The organism is Butyrivibrio sp. MB2005 (assembly GCF_000424285.1).
Taxonomy (GTDB): Bacteria; Bacillota; Clostridia; order Lachnospirales; family Lachnospiraceae; genus Butyrivibrio.
In genome coordinates this window covers 1-25,891 of sequence record NZ_AUJP01000009.1, presented here as the reverse complement: position 1 = coordinate 25,891, position 25,891 = coordinate 1, and the positions used below count along the sequence as shown (strand labels likewise).

The following is a 25,891-nucleotide window of genomic DNA, read 5'->3' as shown; positions in this document are numbered from 1 at the left end:
GGGAATATGGTACATTTTGTGGGAGCAGGTCCCGGCGCGCCGGATCTTATAACCATTAGAGGAAAAAATCTGCTGGAGCAGGCAGACGTAATAATATTCGCGGGATCACTGGTAAATCCCGAGCTTTTATCCTATGCAAAGGAAGGCTGTGAGATTCACGACAGCAAGGATCTGAACCTTGATGAAGTCATAGAGATAATGAAAAGAGCTGACAGTGAAGGTAAGGATATTGTGCGCCTCCATACGGGAGATCCCAGTATTTACGGAGCTGTCAGGGAGCAGATGGATATTCTTGATGAAAACGGCATAGCCTACGAATCAGTTCCCGGAGTAAGCTCATTTTGCGGTGCTGCTGCGGCACTAAACATGGAATATACCCTTCCGGGGATCACACAGAGCGTCATTATTACCCGTATGGAGGGCAGAACACCGGTGCCTGAGGCTGAGTCCGTGGAGGCTTTGTCCAAGCACGACGCTACTATGGTATTTTTCCTGTCATCAGGTGATACAAAGCGTCTCTCAGAGAGACTGATGAATGCCGGAATGCCCGGGGATACGCCCTGTGCCATCGTTTACAAGGCCACCTGGAAGGATGAAAAGAAATATATTTGTACATTGGAGAGCCTTTTCGAAACAGCGAAGGCTCATGATATAAAGAAAACCGCACTAATCATAGTCGGTGAATCGGTGGCTCAGTCGGGCTATGAGAAATCAAGGCTCTATGCGCCTGAGTTCACCACGGAGTATCGAAAAGGAACGGACGCGGATGCATAAACAGAAAAACAGCCGTATAGCAGCGGTTTTTGTGGTCTTAACAGTGCTGCTTATAGGCTCACTTGTGATAAATCTGTGCGTTGGAAATGTGCGCATAGATATGAAAACAGTGTTTGACATTCTCTTTTCCGGAGCGGGAGATGAGAAAAAAAGAAATATCATAATGAACATCCGTCTGCCAAGAACGATAATGACCTTTGTCCTTGGCGGAGCCCTTGCTGTGGCCGGATTCCTGCTTCAGACCTATTTTTCAAATCCCATTGCAGGACCTTATATTCTGGGTGTTTCCTCAGGAGCCAAAATGATGGTGGCTCTGCTTTTAATTGTTATCGCGGGAGGAAGAGGCAGCACAAAGGGATATATGCTGATTATCGCCGCCTTTGCGGGAGCACTTCTGGCGACGGGCTTTATTATTCTGATATCCAAAAGCGTTAAAAACATGGCGGCCCTTTTGGCAGCGGGGATAATGATAGGCTACATCTGCAGCGCTATCACGGACTTTCTTATAGCTTTTGCTGAGGATTCCGATATTGTGAACCTCCACAGCTGGTCCCAGGGAAGCTTTTCGGGAGCAACCATGGAAGGGGCCATTTACTGTGTAGTAACAGTGTCTGTTTCCATGATTTTCGTCATGAGTCTCGGAAAAAGCTTAGATGCCCTGAGGCTCGGGGAAGCCTACGCCAGGAGTGTTGGCGTAAACATAAAGCTTGCAAGAATATGCATCATAATTCTATCAAGCATACTTTCAGCCTGTGTGACGGCTTTTGCAGGACCGGTCTCCTTTATAGGAATAGCTGTGCCTTTCCTCATGAGAGAGTCCCTTAAATCCTCCAAGCCGGTGGTGATGATTCCCGCATCCTTTATTTCAGGTGCGATTTTCTGCCTTATCAGCGATCTGATAGCCAGAATGATATTTGCTCCCACGGAACTTAACATATCGGCGGTTACGTCGCTTTTTGGCGCGCCAATCGTCATTTTTATGATAATCAGGAGGCATAAGTTAAATAGCCATGAAAATTGAGAGTTTATGCGCAGGCTATCATAAAAAGATCATAGTAAAGGACGTAAATCTTGAGGTAAAAAAGGGCGAGATAATTTCCCTTATCGGACCAAACGGAGGCGGAAAATCCACGCTTTTAAAGAGTATTTCGGGAGAGCTTAAAACAATTTCCGGTACTGTTTATCTGGGAAAAGAGGATATCAGAAAAATCCCTTTAAAAGAGCTTTCCAAAAAGATGTCCATTGTAAATACAGACAGGGTAAAGCCTGAGCATATGACTGCTTTTGATGTGGTAATGGCTGGGCGACTGCCCTACAGCGACGGCTTTGGCATGTTCTCTGAAAGTGACAGAGAAGCTGCAAAAAAAGCCTGTGAACTGATGAAAATAGCGAAATTTGAAGAAAAATCCTTCAGCGACCTGAGTGATGGTCAAAAGCAAAGAACGCTGATAGCAAGGGCGATCTGTCAGGATCCGGAGTTCCTGATAATGGACGAACCCACATCCTATCTTGATATAAAGCATAGATTTGAACTTTTGGATGTGATAAAAGGACTGTCTGAACAGGGTGTGACGGTTATTATGTCTCTTCACGAGCTGGAGCTGGCACTTCAGATCTCACATAGACTCCTGCTTATTAGAGATGATGGGAGCGTTAGCTGCAGTGATCCCGGCGAAGTTCTTCAAAAGGGAATGATAAAAGACCTCTATGGCATGTCAGATGAGATGTATGAGAGGGTAAAAAAGCAGCTGGGAGTAGAGGCTGATGCCACTGACAACAGGAGTGAAAGCAGAGGAGCTGAAAAGTCCGGTAAGGGAATTGTTTCGACCGGTAGAGACGCAGATAGTCCTCGCCATTCCTCATATTTTCTGAATAAAGAATGCGAATATTATCCCTGCCATGATCTGGCTGAGGAGAAATTCAGCTGCATGTTCTGCTATTGCCCTTTATATGACATGGAGGACTGCGGCGGAACTTATACCTACACAGAAAAAGGTGCAAAGAACTGTAAGGATTGCACTTTCCCTCACGATAGAGACAATTATCCGGCGGTCATAAAGAAGCTTAAGGAAAAGATGTATGGAAAGAATTGATGCGGGAAAATACAAGTTCATATGCTTTACAGATGCCGGATGCAAGCAGATGGTGAGCATTGCAGAGAAGCTACCGGCAGATGGGGTAGAAGTATTACCTGTCAGCAGCCTGTCAGAATGGACACGAGAAGTGTTTTTCCAGGGAAATATCCTTGTTTTTATAGGTGCAATAGCCATTGCGGTTCGTGCTATCGCACCGTTTATCAAGGATAAAACCACGGATCCCGGAGTGATAGTAATAGATGAAAGAGGTCAGTTTGTCATTCCGATTTTGGCAGGGCACATCGGCGGAGCCATAGATGCTACCTATGAAATAGCAGAGCTTTTAGGGGCAGTACCGGTTGTGACCACAGCTACCGATATCCGAGGCGAGTTTGCCATAGATGTATTTGCAAGAAGGCACGAGCTTGAAATAGACGATATGAAGCTGGCAAAGGAGTTTACTGCAAAGCTTTTGTCCGGCGAAGATGCAGTATTTACGGTATCGCCAAGGACAAGTGATAAGGCCGAGAGCTATAAGGTGGCAGGAAAAGCCTGGGATAAGGATGATTCAAAAAGTCCTAACACCGGTGAAGCAGGCCATAATCCTAATCTGATACCCAGATGTCTGGTGGTAGGTATGGGTTGCAGAAAAGGTAAGAGGTATGAAGAGTTACATGATTTTTTGATGTCGATCTTATCAGAAAACAGGCTTGATCCAAGGGCTCTTAAGGCTCTTGTATCAATTGATATAAAGTGCGAAGAAGACGGGTTAAGACGCCTTTCAAATGAGTTTGGGATACCTTTTCTCACTTTTTCCGCACAGGAACTTATGGAGCAGAAAGGGGATTTTTCCTCATCAGAATTTGCCCTGAAAACCACCGGGGCGGATAACATCTGTGAGAGGTCTGTAATGGCCTATGGAGCAGGTAAAATGCTGGTTCGCAAAACAGCAAGAGATGGAATGACGATCGCAATCGGAGTGTATGCAGATGAAGAATAAGAAATTATGGGTTGTTGGAATAGGCCCCGGAAAAATAGAGGAAATGACCATAAGAGCAAAGGATGTCCTTGCTGAATGTGATGTTATAGCCGGTTATACGGTTTATTGCAACCTGGTGATGCCATATTTTCCTGAAAAGGATTACATCAGTACTCCTATGATGCAGGAGGAAAAAAGGGTTCAGATGGCTCTGGAAAAAGCAGACGAGGGATATGAGGTAGCGCTTATCTGTAGCGGAGATGCAGGCGTCTATGGTATGGCAGGCCTTGCACTTGCTGCGTCAAAGGATTATCCACAGGTTGAAGTAGAGGTTATTCCCGGGGTTACGGCAGCTCTTAGCGGAGCAGCTCTTCTTGGAGCGCCGCTAATCCATGATTTTTGCCTGATAAGCTTAAGCGACAGGCTGACCCCTATGGAACTTATCGAAAAAAGGCTTCGCGCCGCCGCTGACGCGGATATGGTAATAGTGCTCTATAACCCGGAAAGCAAAAGCAGAAGCGGATATCTGGCACATGCCTGCGATGTTTTACTTGAGAAGCTACCGGGAGATCGCGTTTGCGGCATAGCCAGAAATATAGGGCGAGACGGCGAAGTCAAAGAGATCATGACTCTTGAAAAGCTTAAAGAGTATTCTGCGGACATGTTTTCAACAGTTTTTATAGGTAATTCATCCACACAGAACATAGATGATTTTATGGTGACAGCGAGAGGATACAAAAGTGAGCAGTAAGGTACTTGTTTTTGGCGGAACCACCGAGGGCAGGGTTTTGGCAGGATATCTGAGAGATGCCAAAATTCCCCACGAGATCAGCGTTGCAACTGAATATGGCGGTGAGATCCTTAGAGATACCGGAGAGGATAGCCTTGTGGTTGGCAGGAAAAATGCACAGGAAATCGCAGAGCTTATTAAGAACGACGATTTTACTGTAGTTGTGGACTCTACACATCCTTTTGCCACAGCTGTTTCAAAGGAGATAAAGAGTGCCTGCGAAAAAACAGGTGTCACTTATCTGCGACTTAAGAGAAACACGGATGCTGGTTTTGACAGTGATAAGCCGACGGTTTTTGTTGATACTCTGGAGGATGCCATTTCTGAGCTTTTGCCGGAAAAGGGCGTGATTCTACTGCTTACGGGGTCAAAGGAACTTAAAAAAATTACGGCAGGCTTATCTGATATATCCCGTGTATATGCAAGGGTTTTACCAAATGAAGAGAGTATCTCAAAGTGCGTGGATGCCGGTCTTAAGGGCAAGCAGATAATTGCAATGCAGGGGCCCTTCTCAAGGCAGATGAATGTGGCGCTTATAAAGGAAGTCGGTGCATCGGTGATCCTTACAAAGGAGAGCGGAAAAACAGGAGGTCTTGATGAGAAGCTTGAAGCTGCAAGGGAATGCGGCATTAGGGCTGTTGTAATAAGAGACCCAGAAAAGCTTGCAGATAGCTGCGATGGACATGATATCAGAGAGGTTATGGAATATCTTGCAAAGGACTTTGGAGTTTCCTCTTCTGATTTAGATAGAATTCTCGGTTCGGATAGTGGCTTCGGCTCTGATGCAGCGAAATCATGTGCGCAAAACATGGAAAAGAGTATCGTTCTTGCAGGAATCGGTCCCGGGGATAACAGATTTCACACTAAAGAGCTTCAGAAAGCTATTGATAAGGCGGATATTATTTTTGGCGCAGAATCAGTTATTTCAAGGCTTGAAGGCATAAATGTCCCTAAGATTTCCAAATACAGAGGGGATGAGATATGTGAATATCTTCGGGAAAATCCAGAATTTAAGAGACCTGTCGCTGTTTTTTCAGGCGATATAAGTCTTTGCAGCGGCGCGAAAAAAGCGGCAGAGATTCTGGAATCAAAGGGTTTCAATGTGGTGACCATTCCCGGAATATCCTCAGTTACGCTGTTTTTAAAGGTGCTTAGAGTCGGACTTGAGGATGTGAGAATCGTCAGTGCTCACGGAAGAAATTGCAATGTAAGCGGTTATGTCAGAGAGTGCGAGAATCTGATAGTACTGCCTTCTGATATGGCTGATGCAGCAAGAATATGCCGGGAGATTGCAGAAAATACTGATAAAATCGTGATAGGCTACGAGCTTGGAACCTGTGAAGAGAAAGTATTTGAGTTTAGTAATGAGGAATCTTTTGAAAAGCTAACCGGAAAATGCCTTATTTACGCCCACAATGCAGGGGCCTTACTCCGCCCCGTAAGCGGCGGAATCTCAGATGAAGAGTTTATCAGGGGTAAGACTCCAATGACAAAGGAGGAAATCCGCGCTATTTCCCTAAGGAAGCTGGCATTAACACCGAATGCGGTATTTTACGATATAGGAGCGGGAACAGGCTCTGTTTCTGTCGAAGCGGCCCTTACAGCACCGGAAATCCGTGTTTATTCCATAGAGAAAAAGGAGGATGCTGTAGAGCTTCTTTCGCAGAATAAAGAGAAGTTTGGCGCATCAAATATGGAGATAATTGAGGGCACGGCGCCTGATGCATTGGTAGATCTGCTAGCGCCAACCCATGCTTTCATAGGCGGAAGCAGCGGCAATATGAAGAGTATCTTAGATGCTGTCCTAGAGAAAAACAGTGGGGTCAGAATCGTAATTAACTGCGTCACAGCCGAGACTTTTTCAGAGGTTATGGGTTGCATAAAAGAGCTGCCTGTGGAAGAGCCTGATATTTTGCAGGTTTGGGCCAGCAGGCATAAAAAGGTCGGTGGTTATCACATGGCAGATGCCATTAATCCTGTATATATCATTACTTTGCAGGGTAAACAGTGAGAGTTGAGCGTTTAAACTAATAAATTCAGAACGCAACATCAAAGGAAATAAATCAGTATTAGTAAGGATGGAGCCAGAATGGGTAATAACGGGTCATTTAGAAGACTTATGATATGTGCGCCTGCCAGCGGAAGCGGCAAGACGCTTATTACCTGTGCCCTTTTAAGAATTCTCCAAAGAAAGGGCTTTAAACCCGCATCCTTTAAGTGCGGTCCCGACTACATAGATCCCATGTTCCACAAGCGCATGCTGGGAATTCCGTCAAGGAATCTTGATATTTTCCTTGCGGGAGAAGAAGGGGTAAAAAGGACCCTCTGTAAAGGCGCAGAGGAGCGTGATTTTGGCATCTTAGAGGGTGTTATGGGCTTCTATGACGGCTCAAATGCAGCGACTACTGAAGGCTCGTCCTATGAGATAAGCTGTGTAACTGATACTCCGGCAATCCTTGTCGTAAACTGCAGAGGAATGAGCAATTCCATAATCCCTCTCATAAAGGGTTTTGCTGAATATGGCCATGAAAAGAGGATTCGGGGCGTAATCCTCAACAATATTTCACCAATGATAGCGGGTGATATTTCAAATGGGATCCTTGAAAATACTGGAATTCCGGTGCTTGGAACTGTCCCTGTTTTGAAGGATGTGAAGCTTGAAAGCAGGCATCTTGGCCTGGTTATGCCATCTGAGGTTGAAGGGGTTCTTGCCATAATTGACAAGGTGGCGGATGCTCTTATGGAGAATCTGGATTTTGAGAAGCTTGTGGAGATTGCTGATAGTGCCGGTAGTTTTGATGACGCGAAAGAGGGAAATACTTTTTTGACATATTTTGCTGACAAAAACCTGAATAATACTTCCGGCATCGAGGTTAAGAATCCTATAAGAATCGGAATTTCCCGGGATGAAGCCTTTTGCTTTTACTATGAGGATAACCTTGATCTGCTTTGTGAGATGGGAGCTGAGCTTGTGCCATTTTCTCCAATTCATGATGAAAAGCTGCCGGAGGTTTCGCATCTGATAATTGGCGGCGGATATCCTGAGCTTTATGCTAAGGAGCTTTCTGAGAATAAGACAATGATAGAAAGCCTCAAGACTGCGGCGGATTCAGGGATGCCGATACTTGCTGAGTGCGGCGGTTTTTTGTATCTTCAGGAGAGTATGCAGAATCCTGAAGGCGCAGAATATCCCATGGCGGGAGTCCTTTCAGGAAAATCCCACATGAGAGATAAGCTGTCGCATTTTGGCTACGTTAAAGTCACCAAAATCAAGGATAATCCGTACATTCAGGACGGGGAGGAAATCCGCGCCCATGAGTTTCACTACTACGACACCACAGAAAATGGTGATATTTGCAAGATGACCAAGCCCTCGGGAAAAAGAAGCTGGGAGGGCTACAGAGTGCAGAATAAGGTCTTTGCCGGATTTGCGCATCTGTATTATCCATCATGCATGGCATTTATCAGGAGGTTTTTAGATGCTTGATAAAAAGGCGTTGTTCGCCATAAATATAGAAGAACCTGACAGGGAAATCTATCAGAAGGCCCATGAAATCTGGGATGGGATCTCCAAACCAATAGACGGTCTCGGAGATTTTGAAGAGCTAATATGCAAAATAGCTGCGATTCAGCGCACCGAGAAGCCTGGAGCAGAGAAAAGAACGGCGGTTATTTTCTGCGCAGATAACGGCATAGTGGAGGAAGGAATTTCCCAAAGTGATAAGAGCATCACTAAAGCGGTAGCTGTTGCTCTTGGAAAAGGAATCAGCTCTGCCTGCACCCTGGCAAATTCCTCAAAGGTCTCGGTTTTACCTGTGGATATCGGCATTGACTGTGATGAAAAAATCGAAGGTGTCAGGGATATGAAGGTGTCCAAGGGAACAGCCAATTTCCTCAAAGCGCCTGCTATGACAGATGAAGAGGTGCTTATAGCAATTGAACGAGGCATAGAGCTTGTAGGTGAGCTAAAAGGCGATGGATACGACATCATCTCTGCAGGTGAGATGGGAATCGGTAATACCACCACTTCAGCTGCGGTTTTAGCTGCAATTCTGGGCATAGACAGCGACGATATTGCAGGAAGAGGTGCAGGCCTTGATAATGAAGGTCTTCTTCGAAAAATGAAGGTTATAAGGGAAGGCATCAAAAAGTATGGCTTCCGTCAGCATATTCAGGAATCAGGAGAAACCGGCGATAAAACAGACTCATCCATAGATCAGAAAAACAGGGCGTTTGAAGCTCTTAGATGTTTTGGAGGTCTCGATATAGCGGCTCTTACAGGCCTTTTCGTAGGCGGCGCAAAATATCACATTCCTGTGGTGATTGATGGAATAATAAGCTCTACGGCGGCTGTACTGGCAGATACTTTTGTTCCGGGATGCAGAGATTATATGATAGCATCCCACAGAGGCAGAGAGCACGGCAATGAGCTTGCTCTGAAAAGACTTGGTCTTAAACCGTATATTGATGGGAATATGGCCCTCGGGGAGGGAACAGGCGCCATTATGCTTTTTCCTTTGCTGGATGTGGTGCTGGACTATTACCTTAATGGGGCAAAGTTTGGCGATTACGAGATTGACGAGTACGAGAGGTTTTCATAAATGACAATTCTGGTAGTGGGTACGCCCGGTAGCGGCAAGTCGGAAAAGGCCGAAGAGTTGGCTGTTACCCTTTCGGAGGGCGTAAAAAAATACTATATTGCCACAATGATACCATTTGGAGAGGAAGGCGCACAGCGGGTTAAGCGACATATTGCAAGACGGGACGGCAAGGGATTTTCTACTATTGAAAAGCCTCTGCGGGTTCAGGAGCTGATATCATCCGTGCCGGATTTAGCAGATTCCACCTGCCTTTTAGAGTGTATGTCCAATCTTATCGGCAATGAGATGCATGATGAAAATAATGCGGGGTTGAGCGATGATGCTCTTGCGGATTACATCATGGATTCAGTGAAAAAGCTTTGCAGCGTATCGAAAAACATGGTCATCGTCACGAATCATTTTCCCCTTGAAGATGAGAATTACGATGAAGATACCAAAAGGTACGTTAAACTGATCGATATGGTAAACAGCAGACTTAAGGCATTATCTGACACTGTTTATGAGATAAAAGACGGAGAATGGGTAATTGAAAATAATTAAGAGCATAATAATTTCATTTTCATTATATTCGAAGATTCCGATGCCCATATTTGAATGGGATGAGGAAAACATGAAGCATGCCATTTCATTTCTGCCCTTTGTGGGGGCTGTGATCGGCGGACTTTCCTACCTTTTGCTATATGTAGGAGTCAGGCTGTCGCTACCTGTGATGGTGATGACACTCCTTTTGACGGCGCTCCCGCTTATCGTAACCGGCGGCTTTCATGTGGATGGATTCATGGATGTTCAGGACGCCCTGCATTCATATCAGCCTAAGGAGAAAAAGCTTGAAATCATGAAGGATCCTCATATCGGCGCTTTTGCGGTAATAAGTGTCGGAACATTACTCCTTATCTGGCTTGCGGCTCTCTATCTGCTCCTTGGATCAGCCATGGTTAAAGAGGACTTTTCACTGGTCTATATCTATATGGCATCCTATTTTCTGATAAGAGCTCTTTGCGGCATCACCAGCATAGTTTTCAGGAATGCCAAAAAGGACGGAATGCTTAACATGGAAACAGGGAAAAGCAGCAGCGGTGATGTGATTTTTCTTAGTATTCAGGCAGTTTTGGCTATAGCATTTATGGTATATCAGAATCTTTTGGCAGGCGTCGTCTGCGCAGCGGCAGGATGCCTTTTTTGCCTGTGGTATAAAAAGCTCTGTGACAAGCAGTTTGGCGGTGTAAGCGGTGATACTGCGGGATTTTTTGTGGTTATGGGCGAAGCCTTTTTGCTGATAGTATTAGCGATTTTGTGAGAGGATATTTATTAAATTGATGATTTATCATATAGCAGCGTTTTTGATCGGATTTTGCCTGGATCAGATAATCGGTGATCCCTGGAATATTCCGCATCCCATAAGGCTTATAGGTAACCTGATAAGCTTTTTGGACAAGTCGCTTTTGGGAAAAACAGAGGAAAAAAAGAGGAATAACAGAAGCGAGTTCGTAAGAGGAGTTTTTCTCTGCATAATCGTGACTGTGCTGACTGTGGTGGTTACGCTGGGGTTGATGCGTGGCGCCTATGCAATTCATCCTTATGTAGGCATTGCTCTTGAAGCAGTGCTGACCTGCTACATTCTGGCCGCAAAAAGCCTAAGGGTAGAGAGCATGAAGGTGTATTATGCGCTTCGGGATAAAACCATAGAGGATGCCAGATATGCGGTTTCCATGATTGTGGGCAGAGATACGGCTAACCTTGATGAAAAGGGCATTGAGAGAGCAGTTGTAGAGACGATTGCGGAAAACACCTCAGATGGCGTTATTGCGCCTCTCATCTACACCTTTATAGGCGGACCGGTTCTTGGCTTTTTATACAAGTCCATAAATACCATGGATTCTATGGTTGGCTATCACAACGACAGATATGAATATTTTGGCAGAGCAGCGGCAAAGCTTGATGATGTGGTGAATTATATACCTGCAAGGATCAGCGCTCTGTTGATGATTTTAGGAGCTTTTCTGGGCGGAAAAAGCTTCTCCGGAAAGGATGCATTCAGAATTTTCAAAAGGGACAGATATAACCACAAGAGTCCCAATTCTGCACAGACAGAGAGCGCTAGCGCAGGAGCTTTATCACTGCAGCTTGCAGGAGATGCCTACTATTTTGGCAAATTGGTGAAAAAGCCGTTCATTGGGGATCCTGTCAGAGAGATTGAGCTTGATGACATAAAGCGGGCCTGTACACTGATGTATATTACAGAGTATCTGTGCCTTTGCATGCTGCTGGCGATTGGATTTTTAGCGTGGTTTTTAATCAAATAATAAGATGAGTTTAGAATGAAGCCGGCATATCTTGGTGGCCGGAGCTTGAATAACTGGAGGAACTTAGTGCTTCACGGCGGAGAAATATACGACAAGAAAATAGAATATGACTTTTCGGTAAATCTGAACCCGTATCCATGCCCGGAGCAGGTGATGAACGCCCTTCGCGATGCGATAAATGACGTAGATAAATATCCTGATATTACTCAGAAGCTCTTTAGAGAGAAGGTCGCAGAAGCGGAGAATAAGCATTTATCGGATTTTGCAGCCGCAGCAGGTGAGGAGACCGGGGATAGTAGTACTAAAAATCCGGATTTACGTCTTACATCAGAAAACATTATCGGCGGAAACGGTGCATCAGAACTGATTTTTGCCATAGTAAAGATGCTAAATCCCGGGAAAGCACTGCTTCCTGTGCCAAGCTTTTACGGATACAGGCATGCATTAATGGCATGTGGTGATGTCAATACATCAATGTATCAATGTATCGAAAATGAGGACTTTGAACTCAGAGAGGATTTTGCCGACAGAATCGATGAATCCACGGACCTTGTGATCATCACGAATCCAAATAATCCCACAGGAAGGTGCATAACACCTAAGGTACTTGATAAAATTGTGAAAACATGCGCTGTTACAGATACAGCACTTATCGTTGACGAGTGTTTTCTAAATCTGACAATGCAGAATCCAAGTGCAGTTTGCTATCTGGATTTGTGTCCGAAGCTTTTCATAATCAATGCATATACCAAGCTTTTCTCGATACCCGGAGTACGGGTGGGTTATGCCATTTCGTCTAAGGAGAATATCAGGAACCTGTCAAAATATCTTCCTGAGTGGAACATGTCTGTTTTCGCCCAGAGCGTAGGAGTAGCATGCGCAGAGCATCTTATGTCCGGCGATTTTGTGGAGAAGTCCAATAAGTACATAAAAGAAGAGAGAGCACAATTGATGGATGCTTTCAGGCGCAGAGGCTGTAAAGTTTATCCTTCAGATACAAACTTTTTTCTGGTGTATAGCGAAGAAGATTTGTATGAGAAACTCTTAAACAGTGGTATACTGATTCGTGATTGCGCGAATTTCGAGGGCCTTGGGAAGGGCTACTATCGAATCGCGGTAAAAGATAAAGAAGCCAATAAAAGGCTGATAATACAAATGGAGGAGACATTATGAAAAACAACAAGAAAGGTATTATTATCGGAGGAGTAGTGCTTGTAGCACTTATCGCTATTTTTGCAGCAGTTTTCATGTTTAACAGACCTGCTACAAACAAGGGTGGCAAGAACATTGTTATTGAAGTAAAGAACAGTGCAGGAGAAGTTACAGATTACGATCTTTCTACAGATGCTGAGTACCTTAAAGGTGCTATGGATGAGCTTGCAGAGAACGGTTCAGGCTTTAGTTATTCAGGAACAGACGGCGATTACGGCCTTATGGTTGAGTATGTTAATGAAGAGAGAGCTGATTACGCTCAGGATGGTGCATATTGGGCACTTTATGTAAACGGTGAGTATGGTCAGTACGGTGCAGATTCTCAGCCTGTAGCTGACGGCGAGACTTATACATGGGCTTTTGAGGCAGCTCAGTAATCAATTATAGAAACTTAAGGACAATTCAGAAATGACCGGAACCGGAAAAGGATTTTCAATTCTTGATATAGCACAGATAGGCATAATGGTAGCTGTTATAGAAGTGTCGAAGTTTGCACTTAGCAGCATGCCAAACGTAGAGCTCACAAGCTTTTGGCTCATAATGTTTACTCTGTATTTTGGATGGAAAATCGTCGCTGTGGTTCCGGTTTTTATATTGGTGGAAGGCGCCTTTTACGGCCCCCATCTATGGTGGATCATGTATCTCTACGCATGGCCGCTTCTTGTAGCCATAGCATGGTTTTTCAGAAAAAACACATCAGCCCTGTTATGGGCCATAATCTCAGGTGTTTTTGGCCTGTGCTTTGGAGCCCTTTGTTCCATTCCATATTTTGTCATCGGAGTAAGCTCCGGAGGCCTTGGTGCCGGCATACGCTCAGCCTTTACCTGGTGGGTTGCAGGCATTCCCTGGGACTTTGTTCATTGCATAGGTAATTTCACCATAATGCTTGTGCTGTATTATCCCATTGGAAGAGCCATGAGGATGGTTAAGACGAATTGATTATCGCCCCAAATGGCGTAAAATAGCTTTACGCATATAACGAGGTGTTATAGCCAAAACGAAATCACAGGCCCATAAGAGCCTGTGATTTTGTTTTGAGCACTATTCATACCATGCTATAATGGGAAAGGCTTTAAATAGCGCAGAAAGAGGTTTTTGAGATATGAAACATAACTGGATAAATGTTCTTGCCCTGGTATTGTCATACGTGGTTCTGTTTTTTCTGCCAAGGAATCTGACGGTTACATCCTATGTAATTCTGGGAATTTCCATATTTTTATTCATGATTGGCTACTTCAGGCTGCAGATGATATATGGGTGGTTTTCGGATCATATAGGCTACAGAATGACAAATGTTCTGAGCGATATCATAGGCATGGGGCTCATGGCCTTTGGCACAGTTTATCTTTATATCAGTCATTCGAATGGAAAAGGCATGGTTGTTGTGTTTTTGCTGATGATGGAAGGTCTTGCATTTATGGCAACGTCTGCGGGAGAGGTGATCGATCTTAAGGTGGACAGGAATATGGCGCTGGTCATGCGTATGTTTGCTCTGTGTCTGATAGCCTTTGTTGTATTTTATATTGTCACGGATATTGAGAAGGGATTGCCCTCTGCGGTTCTAATACTGATTGAAATTGTGATGGTACTTATCATGAGTAATATCAATGCTCACAAGGAACGAATAGCCAAGATGAAAATCTCCGTGAAGGAGTTTTGTGAAAAATACGGACAGGTGAAAACAGTCTTTGGTGAGCCCAGAGTCGGAGAAGCCGATGGTCACAAGGAATGTATCATTTATGGGCCTAATGAAAACGGCGTATTTGTTTATGGCTATTATATGCTTGGACAGTTTATTCTGGCCCTGGGATCTGAAGGAAACAGGGAAGTCTCCCATGAGGATGCCGAAGTACTCGATAGATATAAAGAAATGTTTGAGAACTATACAGCAACCGGTAAAATGAAATTTTCATGATTAAATAAAATCCCACAAAGGAAGTCCTACGAAACCGAAACGGTGACATCCTTTGTGGGATTTTTTGTGTAGCACGACGAACCGGATTTATTTCCCCCTGAATTCCACAGGCGTTACGCCAAAGCTTTTTTTGAAAAGTCTGGTGAAGTAAGAGTAGTTGTCATAGCCTACCTTCAGGGAAATGTCCCTGACAGAATAATCTGTAGTCTGCAGGAGCTTTCTGGCAAGATCCAAACGCTTTTCTATTATGTAATTCTTAAAACTCATGCCGGTTTCTTTTCTGAAAATCTTGGTGATATAATCCGGCGCAAAATAGAACAGCTCCGATAGATGCTCGCGGCTCATATCCTCCGTAAAATGTGCATCTACATACTGAAGCAGCGTAGTAACCGAGGTTTCGTCTATGTAGATAACGGAAGATTCCTCATCAAAGGGCATGGTTCTCATGTTTAGCATACTGTCCAGAACATCCGGAATCTCGCCTACCTTTTTTTCAGAACTCAGGAAAAGCCTGAGACTAACTCCAAATTCATCCGACAATGAGTAATATAATTCACCAAAAAGAGGTCGCAATCTTGCACCTACGGCTTCATCACCATCTACAGGTATAAGAGCAAACAGAATGAAATCCTCTGACTGATAGGGGATAAGTACGCCCTGGGAGGTGAAAGCACTTCCGAAGATGGACTCGGTAATATGCCTTATGCGGGCTGCCATCATTCCTCTGTCATCATCCAGCTTACCGTTACCGAATTGGATAAGGCATGTTATGTATGAGGGAATTCCCTTTTCAAAGACCTGATGCCTATTCATATCGGACATGAGAGCCTTATAGGTGATGCGCCTGTCTATCAGATAGTCATACCATAATTTGGACATGGAAGTGGCCATATCACGGCCATCAGAAGTTGCCTCCAATAGAGCCTGCTTTATAATTTTGCTGAGCTCATCATAATCTATGGGTTTTAGGAAATAGTGGAAGGATCGCAGCTCCAGTGCTCTTTTTGCATAGGAAAAATCAGCGTAATTAGTCAGGAAAATAGCGGGTATGCTGTTTCCCTGCTCGCGCAAAATTCCCAGGAGATCAAGACCGCTTCCCTGTGGCATGTCGATGTCACTAAGAAGCAGATCCACTGTATTATTTGCCAGTATCTCCTGTGCCTTCTTAATATCATAAGCGATGAAAACATTGGTAATACCAAGGCTTTCCCAGTCCATATTTTTTTCCAGTGCTGCGATGACAAAACGATCGTCATCAACCAGTAAAATGTTCATTTGTACCTCATTTATCATTCACCGGGATTCGCAGAGTTATCTTTGCGCCGCGGGGTTTGTTGTTCTCCGTAAGGAGCTTGAAATTGTTGTCATAAAGCAGTCCCAGACGCTTGATGCAGTTGGTAATGCCGATGTGGTTGCCATCTTCCTCCATATCTTCGCCGTTCCTTATCTTGGTGAGGACATCTCTTGAGAAGCCCTGGCCGTTGTCGCAGATGATGATTTCCATGGCGTTGTGATTCATCATTCTGCATTTTATCCATATCTTCAGGCTTTCACCCTCCGGAGGAACAGCGTGTTTTACGGAGTTCTCAATAAAAGTGATAAGCAGCAGGGGAGGAATCTCCATGCTGTTACACTCACTTGGAATGTCCGCTTCGTACAGCGTAGAGCGGCTAAGTCTCATGTTTTGAATTGACAGATAATCCTCTACATGTTGCACCTCATTTATGAGAGGCACTGTGTTCATGTCCACCTGGAAAAGATAGCGGAAGTACTTTGATGTAAACATCAGCATCTTTTTTGCTGCGTCGATATCACCAAGGCTCACCATGCTGTCCACAGTTGTGAGGCAGTTTAGGTAAAAGTGAGGTTTTATCTGCTGTTGCAGGAAGTGAATCATGAATTTGTTTTTATCAAGCTCAGCTTCATAAATGTCGATTCTGAGCCTTGTTATCTCATGGATCAGGTTCTTGAACTGCTCATTTATCTGGTTAAGCTCCTGAATCTTGCTGTCGGTAAGGTCCAGACCTTCACCATCGGAAACAGAGTCCATCTCCGAGAGACTCTTTGAAAACATCTTAATTGGCAGGATGACCTTTTTATAGCTCACAAGAATATATCCCGCCATTATGAAGCTCAGCATCAGTGCAGCAAGGAATACAATAACCTGCAGCACGAACAGTTTTCCGTAGTTTCCCAGAACTCTTGAATCGATGGCAAGAGAGAAGGGGAGAAGTGACTTGCTTGCAGGGAATAACTGCCTGTTGTAAACGCTGCTGATAATGCCTGCGGGTCCCTCCTTGGTTTTGTAGAATACTTCACCGTCCGGGCTGATGGCGCTGATTGATCCATTCTCGCCCAGATTCAATGAGTAGAGGGGCGAGAGAATATCTTCCATGGAGACTAGGCAGGCAAAGGTTCTGTGTCTGTATGTGATCATATAATACAGGAATTCTTTGCCGCCAAAAGAAAAAGGCTTCCAGGAAAAACTGCCTGTGGGATCCTCTTTGCTTTTCACATCTGATCTTATTTTTTCTTTGATTTCTTTATAGGTGTCGTAATCAACCTTGATTTCCGACGCATTGAAAAAGATATCCTTTTCATCCCAATAGAAAAAATACTGGTATTCATCACCCGTGGAATACTGCATGTCGCTTACACGAAGGCGCAGTTCGTTGCTGGCGTTTCTGTAATCGCCCATGTGGTTTTCCCTGACGAAGCCATCCAAAATAGGATCGTGTACCACCGTCCACTGAATGAAGTGGGTTATGGCAGACAATCTGTGCCCTAATTCAGTTTGATAGATGTTTACGGTGTTCTCCACTGCCAGATTGTTCTGTTTTCTGATCTCTGAAAAAGAAAACCAGCTCACCACTATGAATAAAATGATGACCGGAATGGCGAGATACACAGTTTTACTTAAAACCTGGACAACGGGGTATGACCGTGCGCGTTTCTTATTTTTCATGAATTCATTATATAAAGAAAAGATTGTGCAATCTATAGTTTTAAAAAACCTTGTCAAAAAAGTGCTATGCAGTGAACCAAAATGTGCTATTTTTACAAACTCAAAAAACCTATCATCTGATTCATGAACTAAAGGAGCGCACAATGAAAAACAAGTTAAGAAACGTAAAGAAACACTACCAACTTTATCTGTTACTCCTGCCATCGGCACTTCTTCTATTTTGTTTTGCATATCTGCCGATGATAGGAATTGTGATTGCTTTTCAGGATTATTCGCCTGCACTGGGAATACTGGGGAGCAAATTTGTAGGCTTTAAAAACTTCATGCAGTACTTCAAATCCTATCAGTTTGGAGTGACCATCAAAAACACATTGGTACTAAGCCTTTACAGTATCGTTGTTGGATTCCCTCTTCCGATTCTGTTAGCGCTTATGTGTAATCAGATGAAAACAAAAATGTTCAAGAAGGTTTTTCAGGTAATTACCTATCTGCCTCATTTTATTTCAACGATGGTTATGTGTGGCCTGATACTTATATTCCTGTCACCTTCAAGCGGACTTTTTGCTAACCTGTTTAATCTTTTCGGAGCAAAATTTCCAAATCTGATGGCAAGTGCTACAGGTTTTAAGCATGTGTATGTGTGGAGTGATATCTGGCAGCATCTTGGATGGGACAGCATTATCTACCTTGCAGCCCTTGCGGGAATCGATCCCACATACTATGAGGCAGCCACAGTTGACGGAGCAAGTACACTTCAGAAAATCAGATTTATAGATATACCCATGATCCTTCCTACAGCCATGGTTCTGCTGATACTCAGGGCAGGAAGCATCCTTGGAATAGGCTTTGAGAAGGTTTTCCTTCTTCAGAATGTACAGAACATCATGAGCAGCGAGATCATCTCGACTTATGTTTACAAGATGGGTATGCAGAGTATGCAATACAGCCTGTCTACCGCCATTGGTCTTTTTAATACGGTAGTTAACGTGATAGTACTTTTGCTTGTAAATCTGATGTCGAGAAAGCTCACAGAGAGCAGTCTGTTCTAAATAATCCTGCGAAAGCATGAAAAAGAGCAGAACATCATTTGAGGAGATTATTTTCATGGTTAAGAAAAAAAGATTAACTCAGGATGCCGTGGTAAATATTGTGTTCCACGTGATCGCCGTTCTGATGATCATTATGGTTATATATCCGCTCTGGTTTGTAATAATTGCATCTTTTAGTAATCCTGCAGATGTAGCCAGCGGAAAAGTGTGGCTTTGGCCTAAGACATTTGATGTAAGGGGATACCAAAAGCTTTTCGAGCAGAGCCAGATCTGGAAAAGCTATTTGAACACCATTATTTATACAATAGTCGGCACCTCGGTTGCTCTTGTTGTTAATATTACAGCCGGCTATGCAATGTCCCGAAAAGACCTTCCGGGAAGAAAGTGGATAAACATCTTTTATATCATACCAATGTTTGTAAATGGAGGACTGATACCAACCTACCTAATAGTCAAACAATTTGGACTCCTTGACACTTTCCTGGTTATGGTTCTGCCATTTTCGGTATCCACTTACAACATAATAGTAGCAAGAACTTTCTTTCAAAATTCTCTCCCTGAGTCCTTGTGGGAGGCAGCACAGATAGACGGCTGCAGCACCATGAGGTACTTCCTGCAATTCGCAGTACCGCTCTCAAAAGCGGTTATTGCGGTAGTGGGACTTTGGACAGCGGTGGGACACTGGAATTCCTGGTTCAACGCACTTATTTATCTGCAAAATGAGGAGCTTATTCCTCTGCAGCTTTTGCTCAGAAGAATTCTTATAGCTAATGAATCACTTCTGGGAGCAGCAACCGGAACCATGGCACAGGAGCTCAGACAGCTCTCGGACATGATGAAGTACGGTTCAATAGTGGTTTCTACACTGCCGATAATGATGCTCTATCCATTCTTACAAAAATATTTCAATCAGGGTGTCATGATAGGAGCAGTGAAGGGATAAATGGTATACAATATATTTTATGAGAGAAGGAGTATGAAAATGCACAAAAAGTATGGTTTATTTGCCGGCGCTATGGCGCTCTCACTGACACTTACCGCTTGTGGTGGCGGTGCATCAACTCAGACAACAGAAGTAAATGACGGAGAAACACCTGTGGCTGCATCTGCAGGAGAAGCAGATGATAAGGCTGCAGAGGGTGGTTACAGAGTAGCAACAGTCAGATGGGCAGACTGGGGCGAAGATTATCACACAGGTTTTCCGGATGAGGCTGCAAAAGAAGCAGGAATCAGCCTTTCCTGGGATACAATCCTTAATTCAGACTGGGCTGACAAGAAGGCAGTTCTTCTTGCAGGCGGCGATCTTCCGGATGCATTCCTTGGATCAATCTGTTTTTCAGAGTCAGATATTTTGACAAATACAGGCTCATTCATCGCACTTGATGACTACATTGATGAGTACATGCCTAACTTCAAGGCTGTTATGGAGTCAGATCCTACAATGAAGGCTCTTGCAACATCTGCTGATGGTCACATCTATGGTCTTCCTTCCAAGAAGCCCTGCAGACCTACAGTAAGTAACCAGATGTTCATCAACAAGACATGGCTTGATAACCTTGGTCTTGAAGTTCCTACAACATATAAGGAATTCGAGGATTGTCTTGCTGCATTCAGAGACAATGATGCAAACGGCAACGGCGATCCGTCAGATGAGATTCCTTTCGGACAGGGCTATGCTGATTCAGTTATGTTCTTCTGCCTGCCCTTTGGAACAACAATTGGTGCTGACGGAACATACATGATGACAGTTAAGGATGGCTCACCGGTTTACATTCCTACATCTGAGGAGTACAAGGCAGGTATTGAGTGGATGCACGACTGCTATGTAAACGGTCTTATCGATCCCGAGCTTTTCACAGAGGATTCCTCAATGCGTGATGCCAAGCTCATGAATGAGACACCTATCGTTGGTGCTGCACCCGGATGGACAGCAGATTCAACCTTCGGTGCAAACGCAGGAGAGTATGTGGCTCTTCCCGCTCTTGCAGGTCCCGATGGCAATCAGTATGTATCTTCAGATCCTGAGCACATGAACTACTCAAGATATGAGTTCGTAGTGACAAGCAAGTGTGAGAATCCCGGTCCCCTTCTTGCATGGATCGACAAGTTCTACACAGAGGATGCTTCAATCCAGAACTTCTACGGATCATTTGGTATCGGTGTTGAGAAGGAAGAAGACGGAACTTATACAGTTCTTGAGCCTCAGGATGGCAACTCAGCTGATACATTTGCATGGATCCAATCAGTTCGTGACTTTGGTCCCAAGTATGTAGCTGAAGGATTTAACGATAAGGTTTCATACGCAGCTGAGAACGGTGATGCTTCCAAGCTTGCACTTGATAAGGAACTTGGAAAGTACGCTAAGGAAGCTTATCCTAACGTAAGTTACACAACTGATCAGCTGAACACACTGGCTACTCTTTCCACAGATATCGATGCTTATGTAACAGCTACACAGGCTACATGGGTAACAGAAGGCGGAGTAGATGAGCAGTGGAATGATTATATTGGAACCCTTGAAGCTATGGGTTATAATGATTTCATTCAGATACAGCAGGATGCCTATAGCACATATCAGGCCAACAAATAAGACAGAAAAGGATATCTAAAATGCAGACATTCAAATTAGGTGCAATTTGTCCGCAGGAGAATATTATTCAGGGAGCAGGTTATCGAATCAGTTTACTGACGGATAGCCTGCTCCGTCTTGAATATGAAAAAGACGGACACTTCACAGACAATGCAACTCAGACCGTTTTAAACAGAGATTTTCCCAAGGTGGATTTTGAGATCCTTGAGGATACTGACGAAAGGCTTGTTTTCAAAACCGCAAGACTTAAGGTCACCTATGACAAGAAATTCTTTACCTCTATGGGCCTTTCAATTGAGCTCCTCGAGGAGAAGGTGACATGGCATTACGGCGAGGTCGGACGAAATCTTAAGGGAACAGTCAGAACCCTCGATGAGACCAACGGTATCATTCTTTACGGCAATGGACTTATTTCCAGAGACGGATACGCGTGGTTTATGGATGGTGACAGCTGCGAGCTTGAAGGAGAAGAGATTAAGGATAGGGAGTACCCTGAGGAGGATGTATATTTCTTTGGCTATGGTAATGACTATTACCGTACCCTCAAGGATTTCTATTATCTTTGCGGCAAGACTCCCATGATCCCCAGATACGCCCTTGGTAACTGGTGGAGCAAATATGAAAAGTACACAGAAGAGAGCTACCTGGCACTGATGGATAAATTCGTTGAGGAGAAGGTTCCGATTTCTGTTGCAGTTATCGATATGGACTGGCACCTTACCGAAATCGATGAGAAGTATGGTACAGGCTGGACCGGATATACCTGGAATAAGGAGTATTTCCCGGATTACAGAAGATTTTTAAAAACACTTAAAGAGCGTGGAAAAGCTATCACACTGAATCTCCATCCCGCTGACGGAATCAGAGGTTTTGAGGAGTGCTATGAGAGAGTAGCAAAGAGAATGGGTGTTGATATGGAGAATGAGGAGGCTGTCAGCTTTGATCTGATGGATCCCAAATTCGTTGATACCTATTTTGAAGAAGTAATGCATCCCTATGAGGATGACGGCGTAGATTTCTGGTGGATTGACTGGCAACAGGGCACTAAAGCCCGTCAGGGTAATGTGGATCCCCTTTGGATTTTGAACCACTATCATTATCTTGATCAGCTTCGTCGCGGCAAGAGAGCCATGATTTTCTCAAGATATGCAGGAGTAGGAAGCCACAGATATCCTATAGGTTTTTCCGGTGATGCCTATGCCACATGGACAAGCCTTAATGTGCAGCCTTTCTTTACTTCTACCGCATCCAATGTAGGTTACGGTTGGTGGAGTCACGATATCGGTGGCCACATGCACGGAGAAGAGGATACGGAGAGAACCTGCAGATGGGTTCAGTTTGGTGTTTTCTCACCTATTATGAGACTGCACAGCTCAAGTAATCCATTCTTCTTTAAAGAGCCCTGGAATCTTCCGCAGCCCATGAGATCAGTGGTTGATGATTACATGAGACTTCGCCATAGGATGGTGCCTTACCTCTATACTGAGGGTTATAAAGCATGGAATAAGGATGTGCCTGTAATCAGACCTTTGTACTATGATTCACCTGATGTTCAGGGTGCTTATGAGTCCAGAAACGGTTACTATTTCGGTTCTGAGATGATTGCCTTCCCTATTACAGAAAAGCTTGATTCTGAGCTTCAGATGGCTCATGTTCATGCCTTCATTCCTAAGGGCAGATGGATCGATATTATGGGTGGCAATATCTATGAGGGTGAAGAAATTCGTAACCTCTATCGTCCCATCGAGAACATTCCTGTGCTCATAAAAGAAGGTGGAATCGTGCCCATGGACAGCGAAGCTTCAGAGGATATTAATAAGTGTCCCGAAGCCCTTGATATTTACCTTGGCGTTGGCGCTGACGGCGAATATGAGCTGTTTGAGGATGATGGAATAAGCAATGCTTATGCAGATGGTGTTGGAGCTTTAACTAAGATTACTCAGAAATACGATGCAGCTTCAAAGAAACTTACAGTAGAGATTTATCCTGCAACAGGAAATACCGAGCTTGTACCTGCTAAGAGACAAATCAGCCTTGTTCTCTGCGGAGTGGAAGAGGGTGCTTGTGTTAGCGGCACAGGTGAGGTTTGTTATGATTCTGTACGCAGACAGGCTCACATTGCAGGTATCACCTACAATTCAGGCGAGAAGACTACTATTGTTATCGAGAATGTTTGTCTTTCCGGAATGCATAGAGTTGATGAGCTTTACAGACTTCTTAAGAGATGCGAAATCAGCTATGATCTGAAGGAAGTTCTTTACAAGAAGCTTCAGGATGAGAATCTCGACAAGACAGCCTACATCAGATCCCTTGATGTAAAGGAAAACCTGAAGGACGCATTGCTTGAAATAATTGCGTAAGTTTATCGCATCAGGAAAAATATGACAAAACTCCCCTTGAGAGACTTTGATGGATATTTCCGGAGTCTTCTTAAGGGGATATGGCTTTCCTTTTTACCAAATCCTGTATTTTCCTGAAAGTGCCAGCAGTGCGAACATGTAAAGACAGTTGTCGTAGTATCTTCTGACACCTTTGCGAAGGGGCTGGTTCCAAAACCATTCAACCCACTTTTTAGCTTCTGCAAAATCGCTCTCAGCATCGTCGCTGTAGGGAATTGCCAGGGCACTTTGGGCGATTGTTGATAAAAGTCCAAGAGGGTGGAGGACAGGCCTTTCAAGTGGCGTTCCATCAACCTTGTAGGCACATCTTACTGCCTCGAGATCGGTTCCAAAAAACCTCATCATTCTAAGAGGAATGTCATAATGTCCCTTGTCTTTTCCAAACCATTCAGCGTCGAGGCCGATATTTGCTGCAGTTCTGTAGGCATCGCTGAAGAAGTCGCCAAACTGTCCCCAGGGTAGAACCTTGTCCATAGGGCTTCCGTCAAAGTTGGCATATTCGGGATTAAGACCTGTTTTTTCGTGGCAGGTTGTTACAAGGAATTCTCTGCTTACTTCAGCTGCCTTTGCAAAGAATTCTCTATCCTCCTCGTTTGTCCATTCTGCAAAAAGCTCATAGAAATGGGGAAGGTGGTAGGAAGGATCTGTATGCGGGCATCCGGGAACGAACAGAATCTGATGATTTTCTCTGTTCCACATGGGCGCGCCGGTTCTTCCGTTTTCGCCTTTATGGAGGCAGGCTTTCAGGATATCTTTCGCCTGCTGACTGTAATTGAAGATGCCTTCGCCGTCACCCCATCTGTGGGATGCGAAAAACAGAGCCATGGCGTAGAATTCTTCTCCATCGGGAGCGGGGCCGTAGGCATTCTTTTTTCCGTCAGTCTGACAGGACCATGCAAAATAGCCTTCGTTTTCACCTTCATCAAGATACATATAGGTCTTGGACCATTTCCATATCCTATCGAATTCTTCCTTCATATCCAGCTGAACACAAATCATCATGCCATAGGACATGCCTTCAGTTCTGGCATCATCATTTCCCGTGTCGGTGAGATATCCCATATCATCACCTGCTGTGTGGTAAATTCGTTCTTCCTCATCATAGAAAAAGGTCTGAACGGCCTCTTTTATTTTTACATCGATTTCTTCTTCGGTTTTTCCGATTTCTTTAAAAATATTTCTGTAAACACCAGTCTTGTATGCGCTCATTTTTCACCTCTGTAAAAGCTTGTATTTCGACTCGTTTCGCCATGATAGAATGCAGAAACGTCAATCATAATAATATTTTGTACAATTATTCTGCACGATTTAATATAATCTTTCTTGCTATTTATTGCGCAGATTACTCTTATTCTTGCCCTATAGATGTTCCATTATCTCTAAACAAGGGGACTTTCCTATGATAGAATGAAAAAGAAAATGATTTTGGAGTGATATGTAATGACAAGAAGAGAGATAGCAATGGCCAATTTCCTGAATGGATATAACTGTTCCCAGTCTATTGTACTGGCTTTTAAGGATTTACTTCCTATTGATGAATCCACACTTTCCAAGATGGCGTCATCCTTTGGAGGCGGTATGGGAAGACTTCGTGAAGTGTGTGGCAGCGTCAGCGGAATGTTCATGGTTACCGGCCTTTTATACGGATATGACGGTCCGGAAACCGGTGAAGTGAAGGCTGATCATTATGCAAGAATTCAGGAACTGGCGAGAAGATTTGAGGAAAAACACGGCAGCATCGTCTGCCGAGACATGCTTGGACTTAGCGTAAAGCATGATGTTCCAACTCCTGAAGCAAGAACTCAGGAATACTATAAAAAGCGTCCCTGCGCCGAGATAATCGGAGATGCGGCAGAGATACTTGATGAATATATCAAGGAAAATCCGGTTTAAAGCAAAAAATAAGGGGCTGTGAAATAATAAGCCCATGAAAAAAAGAGAAGTAATAGCTGGAAACAGCCGATTACTTCTCTTTTTTCATGGTAAAATATTACCATGAACAATCAAACCAATTCTTATAATACTATAAATCAGGGCGTTTTACCATTTTTTATTTCAGATTGTTTGGATATCTGTGATCCGGTTTTTACTTTTGACGAACTCGTGGGAGGTATGAATCTTGAGAAGTATCTGAAAAATGTGCCAGAGCATAAGCTTGGCAGAATCAGATATAATCCAGTCAAAATGTTGAAGACCGTACTATTCGGTTTTATGAGTGAAGGATATATTTCACTAAGAG

23 protein-coding genes and 1 pseudogene are annotated in these 25,891 nt (G+C 44.0%); 21 read left to right on the top strand and 3 right to left on the bottom strand.

Annotated elements, in window-relative coordinates:
• Positions 1-6: 6 nt before the first annotated feature.
• From cobM to G610_RS0104680, 15 genes are all read left to right on the top strand, one after another.
• Positions 7-774 (top strand): precorrin-4 C(11)-methyltransferase, encoded by a 768-nt coding sequence (gene cobM, locus G610_RS0104750; protein ID WP_026523872.1) that lies wholly within the window; start codon positions 7-9, stop codon positions 772-774.
• Entirely contained in the window at positions 767-1,795 is a 1,029-nt protein-coding gene (locus G610_RS0104745) for a FecCD family ABC transporter permease (protein ID WP_026523871.1), read from the top strand. The genes cobM and G610_RS0104745 overlap by 8 nt, the downstream gene beginning before the upstream one ends.
• A complete protein-coding gene (locus G610_RS19725; protein WP_051197643.1) occupies positions 1,785-2,867 on the top strand; it encodes an ATP-binding cassette domain-containing protein in 1,083 nt (360 codons plus the stop codon). The genes G610_RS0104745 and G610_RS19725 overlap by 11 nt, the downstream gene beginning before the upstream one ends.
• Positions 2,854-3,849, top strand: a complete 996-nt coding sequence (locus G610_RS19720; protein ID WP_051197641.1) for a cobalt-precorrin 5A hydrolase — start codon at positions 2,854-2,856, stop codon at positions 3,847-3,849. The genes G610_RS19725 and G610_RS19720 overlap by 14 nt, the downstream gene beginning before the upstream one ends.
• Entirely contained in the window at positions 3,839-4,579 is a 741-nt protein-coding gene (gene cobJ, locus G610_RS0104730; protein WP_035796988.1) for a precorrin-3B C(17)-methyltransferase, read from the top strand. The genes G610_RS19720 and cobJ overlap by 11 nt, the downstream gene beginning before the upstream one ends.
• Complete coding sequence (cobK, locus tag G610_RS0104725; protein WP_026523869.1) at positions 4,569-6,629, top strand: precorrin-6A reductase; 2,061 nt, start codon at positions 4,569-4,571, stop codon at positions 6,627-6,629. Before cobJ ends, cobK begins: the two co-directional genes overlap by 11 nt.
• Before the next feature lie 78 nt (positions 6,630-6,707).
• Positions 6,708-8,105, top strand: a complete 1,398-nt coding sequence (locus tag G610_RS0104720; RefSeq protein WP_026523868.1) for a cobyrinate a,c-diamide synthase — start codon at positions 6,708-6,710, stop codon at positions 8,103-8,105.
• The gene (locus G610_RS0104715; protein WP_026523867.1) at positions 8,098-9,219 is read left to right on the top strand and encodes a nicotinate-nucleotide--dimethylbenzimidazole phosphoribosyltransferase; all 1,122 of its coding nucleotides are present in this window, start codon (positions 8,098-8,100) and stop codon (positions 9,217-9,219) included. The genes G610_RS0104720 and G610_RS0104715 overlap by 8 nt, the downstream gene beginning before the upstream one ends.
• Entirely contained in the window at positions 9,220-9,759 is a 540-nt protein-coding gene (locus tag G610_RS0104710; RefSeq protein WP_026523866.1) for a bifunctional adenosylcobinamide kinase/adenosylcobinamide-phosphate guanylyltransferase, read from the top strand.
• Positions 9,746-10,516, top strand: coding sequence for an adenosylcobinamide-GDP ribazoletransferase (locus tag G610_RS0104705; RefSeq protein WP_026523865.1), 771 nt, complete (start codon positions 9,746-9,748; stop codon positions 10,514-10,516). The genes G610_RS0104710 and G610_RS0104705 overlap by 14 nt, the downstream gene beginning before the upstream one ends.
• 19 nt (positions 10,517-10,535) lie before the next feature.
• Positions 10,536-11,522 (top strand): adenosylcobinamide-phosphate synthase CbiB, encoded by a 987-nt coding sequence (gene cbiB / locus G610_RS0104700; protein ID WP_026523864.1) that lies wholly within the window; start codon positions 10,536-10,538, stop codon positions 11,520-11,522.
• A 66-nt stretch (positions 11,523-11,588) separates the two neighbouring features.
• Positions 11,589-12,695, top strand: coding sequence for a pyridoxal phosphate-dependent aminotransferase (locus G610_RS19715; RefSeq protein WP_051197640.1), 1,107 nt, complete (start codon positions 11,589-11,591; stop codon positions 12,693-12,695).
• Positions 12,692-13,111 carry a DUF4430 domain-containing protein gene (locus tag G610_RS0104690; RefSeq protein WP_026523863.1) on the top strand — a complete coding sequence of 140 codons (420 nt, stop codon included), beginning with the start codon at positions 12,692-12,694 and terminating at the stop codon, positions 13,109-13,111. Before G610_RS19715 ends, G610_RS0104690 begins: the two co-directional genes overlap by 4 nt.
• Before the next feature lie 31 nt (positions 13,112-13,142).
• Positions 13,143-13,673, top strand: a complete 531-nt coding sequence (locus tag G610_RS0104685; protein WP_051197638.1) for a hypothetical protein — start codon at positions 13,143-13,145, stop codon at positions 13,671-13,673.
• Between the two features lie 163 nt (positions 13,674-13,836).
• Positions 13,837-14,649 (top strand): hypothetical protein, encoded by an 813-nt coding sequence (locus tag G610_RS0104680; RefSeq protein ID WP_026523861.1) that lies wholly within the window; start codon positions 13,837-13,839, stop codon positions 14,647-14,649.
• An 87-nt stretch (positions 14,650-14,736) separates the two neighbouring features.
• On the opposite strand, the gene G610_RS0104675 is transcribed toward G610_RS0104680, so the two are convergent.
• Both G610_RS0104675 and G610_RS0104670 read right to left on the bottom strand, forming a co-directional pair.
• Positions 14,737-15,924, bottom strand: coding sequence for a response regulator (locus G610_RS0104675; protein ID WP_026523860.1), 1,188 nt, complete (start codon positions 15,922-15,924; stop codon positions 14,737-14,739).
• A 7-nt stretch (positions 15,925-15,931) separates the two neighbouring features.
• Positions 15,932-17,614 carry a sensor histidine kinase gene (locus tag G610_RS0104670; RefSeq protein WP_196809809.1) on the bottom strand — a complete coding sequence of 561 codons (1,683 nt, stop codon included), beginning with the start codon at positions 17,612-17,614 and terminating at the stop codon, positions 15,932-15,934.
• A gap of 143 nt (positions 17,615-17,757) precedes the next feature.
• On the opposite strand from G610_RS0104670, the gene G610_RS0104665 reads away from it, so the two are divergent.
• From G610_RS0104665 to G610_RS0104650, 4 genes are read left to right on the top strand one after another with little or no spacing between them, the layout of a single operon-like run.
• The gene (locus tag G610_RS0104665; protein WP_026523858.1) at positions 17,758-18,663 is read left to right on the top strand and encodes an ABC transporter permease; all 906 of its coding nucleotides are present in this window, start codon (positions 17,758-17,760) and stop codon (positions 18,661-18,663) included.
• A gap of 55 nt (positions 18,664-18,718) precedes the next feature.
• Positions 18,719-19,606, top strand: a complete 888-nt coding sequence (locus G610_RS0104660; protein WP_035796986.1) for a carbohydrate ABC transporter permease — start codon at positions 18,719-18,721, stop codon at positions 19,604-19,606.
• A 39-nt stretch (positions 19,607-19,645) separates the two neighbouring features.
• Positions 19,646-21,253: an extracellular solute-binding protein gene (locus G610_RS0104655; RefSeq protein ID WP_196809808.1), complete on the top strand. Its 1,608-nt coding sequence runs from the start codon at positions 19,646-19,648 to the stop codon at positions 21,251-21,253.
• Between the two features lie 20 nt (positions 21,254-21,273).
• Complete coding sequence (locus G610_RS0104650; RefSeq protein ID WP_026523855.1) at positions 21,274-23,613, top strand: glycoside hydrolase family 31 protein; 2,340 nt, start codon at positions 21,274-21,276, stop codon at positions 23,611-23,613.
• Positions 23,614-23,706: 93 nt separating this feature from the next.
• On the opposite strand, the gene G610_RS0104645 is transcribed toward G610_RS0104650, so the two are convergent.
• Positions 23,707-24,861: a glycosyl hydrolase family 8 gene (locus G610_RS0104645; RefSeq protein ID WP_026523854.1), complete on the bottom strand. Its 1,155-nt coding sequence runs from the start codon at positions 24,859-24,861 to the stop codon at positions 23,707-23,709.
• A gap of 231 nt (positions 24,862-25,092) precedes the next feature.
• Here G610_RS0104645 and G610_RS0104640 point away from each other — a divergent pair, with 231 nt between their 5' ends.
• The gene (locus G610_RS0104640) at positions 25,093-25,545 is read left to right on the top strand and encodes a C-GCAxxG-C-C family protein (RefSeq protein WP_026523853.1); all 453 of its coding nucleotides are present in this window, start codon (positions 25,093-25,095) and stop codon (positions 25,543-25,545) included.
• A gap of 102 nt (positions 25,546-25,647) precedes the next feature.
• Positions 25,648-25,891, top strand: a pseudogene (locus G610_RS23990) (IS1182 family transposase); the annotation flags it as partial.

Excerpts from the sequence above, each read along its gene's own strand:
- G610_RS0104685 (WP_051197638.1), top strand. The coding sequence starts at position 13,143 with ATGACCGGAACCGGAAAAGGATTTTCAATTCTTGATATAGCACAGATA.
- cobJ (WP_035796988.1), top strand. The coding sequence starts at position 3,839 with ATGAAGAATAAGAAATTATGGGTTGTTGGAATAGGCCCCGGAAAAATA.
- G610_RS0104680 (WP_026523861.1), top strand. The coding sequence starts at position 13,837 with ATGAAACATAACTGGATAAATGTTCTTGCCCTGGTATTGTCATACGTG.
- G610_RS0104720 (WP_026523868.1), top strand. The coding sequence starts at position 6,708 with ATGGGTAATAACGGGTCATTTAGAAGACTTATGATATGTGCGCCTGCC.
- G610_RS0104745 (WP_026523871.1), top strand. The coding sequence starts at position 767 with ATGCATAAACAGAAAAACAGCCGTATAGCAGCGGTTTTTGTGGTCTTA.
- G610_RS19725 (WP_051197643.1), top strand. The coding sequence starts at position 1,785 with ATGAAAATTGAGAGTTTATGCGCAGGCTATCATAAAAAGATCATAGTA.
- G610_RS0104710 (WP_026523866.1), top strand. The coding sequence starts at position 9,220 with ATGACAATTCTGGTAGTGGGTACGCCCGGTAGCGGCAAGTCGGAAAAG.
- cobM (WP_026523872.1), top strand. The coding sequence starts at position 7 with ATGGTACATTTTGTGGGAGCAGGTCCCGGCGCGCCGGATCTTATAACC.
- G610_RS0104655 (WP_196809808.1), top strand. The coding sequence starts at position 19,646 with ATGCACAAAAAGTATGGTTTATTTGCCGGCGCTATGGCGCTCTCACTG.
- G610_RS19720 (WP_051197641.1), top strand. The coding sequence starts at position 2,854 with ATGGAAAGAATTGATGCGGGAAAATACAAGTTCATATGCTTTACAGAT.
- cbiB (WP_026523864.1), top strand. The coding sequence starts at position 10,536 with ATGATTTATCATATAGCAGCGTTTTTGATCGGATTTTGCCTGGATCAG.
- G610_RS0104715 (WP_026523867.1), top strand. The coding sequence starts at position 8,098 with ATGCTTGATAAAAAGGCGTTGTTCGCCATAAATATAGAAGAACCTGAC.
- G610_RS0104675 (WP_026523860.1), bottom strand. The coding sequence starts at position 15,924 with ATGAACATTTTACTGGTTGATGACGATCGTTTTGTCATCGCAGCACTG.
- G610_RS0104645 (WP_026523854.1), bottom strand. The coding sequence starts at position 24,861 with ATGAGCGCATACAAGACTGGTGTTTACAGAAATATTTTTAAAGAAATC.
- G610_RS0104650 (WP_026523855.1), top strand. The coding sequence starts at position 21,274 with ATGCAGACATTCAAATTAGGTGCAATTTGTCCGCAGGAGAATATTATT.
- G610_RS0104690 (WP_026523863.1), top strand. The coding sequence starts at position 12,692 with ATGAAAAACAACAAGAAAGGTATTATTATCGGAGGAGTAGTGCTTGTA.
- G610_RS0104660 (WP_035796986.1), top strand. The coding sequence starts at position 18,719 with ATGGTTAAGAAAAAAAGATTAACTCAGGATGCCGTGGTAAATATTGTG.
- G610_RS0104665 (WP_026523858.1), top strand. The coding sequence starts at position 17,758 with ATGAAAAACAAGTTAAGAAACGTAAAGAAACACTACCAACTTTATCTG.
- G610_RS0104640 (WP_026523853.1), top strand. The coding sequence starts at position 25,093 with ATGACAAGAAGAGAGATAGCAATGGCCAATTTCCTGAATGGATATAAC.
- G610_RS0104670 (WP_196809809.1), bottom strand. The coding sequence starts at position 17,614 with ATGAAAAATAAGAAACGCGCACGGTCATACCCCGTTGTCCAGGTTTTA.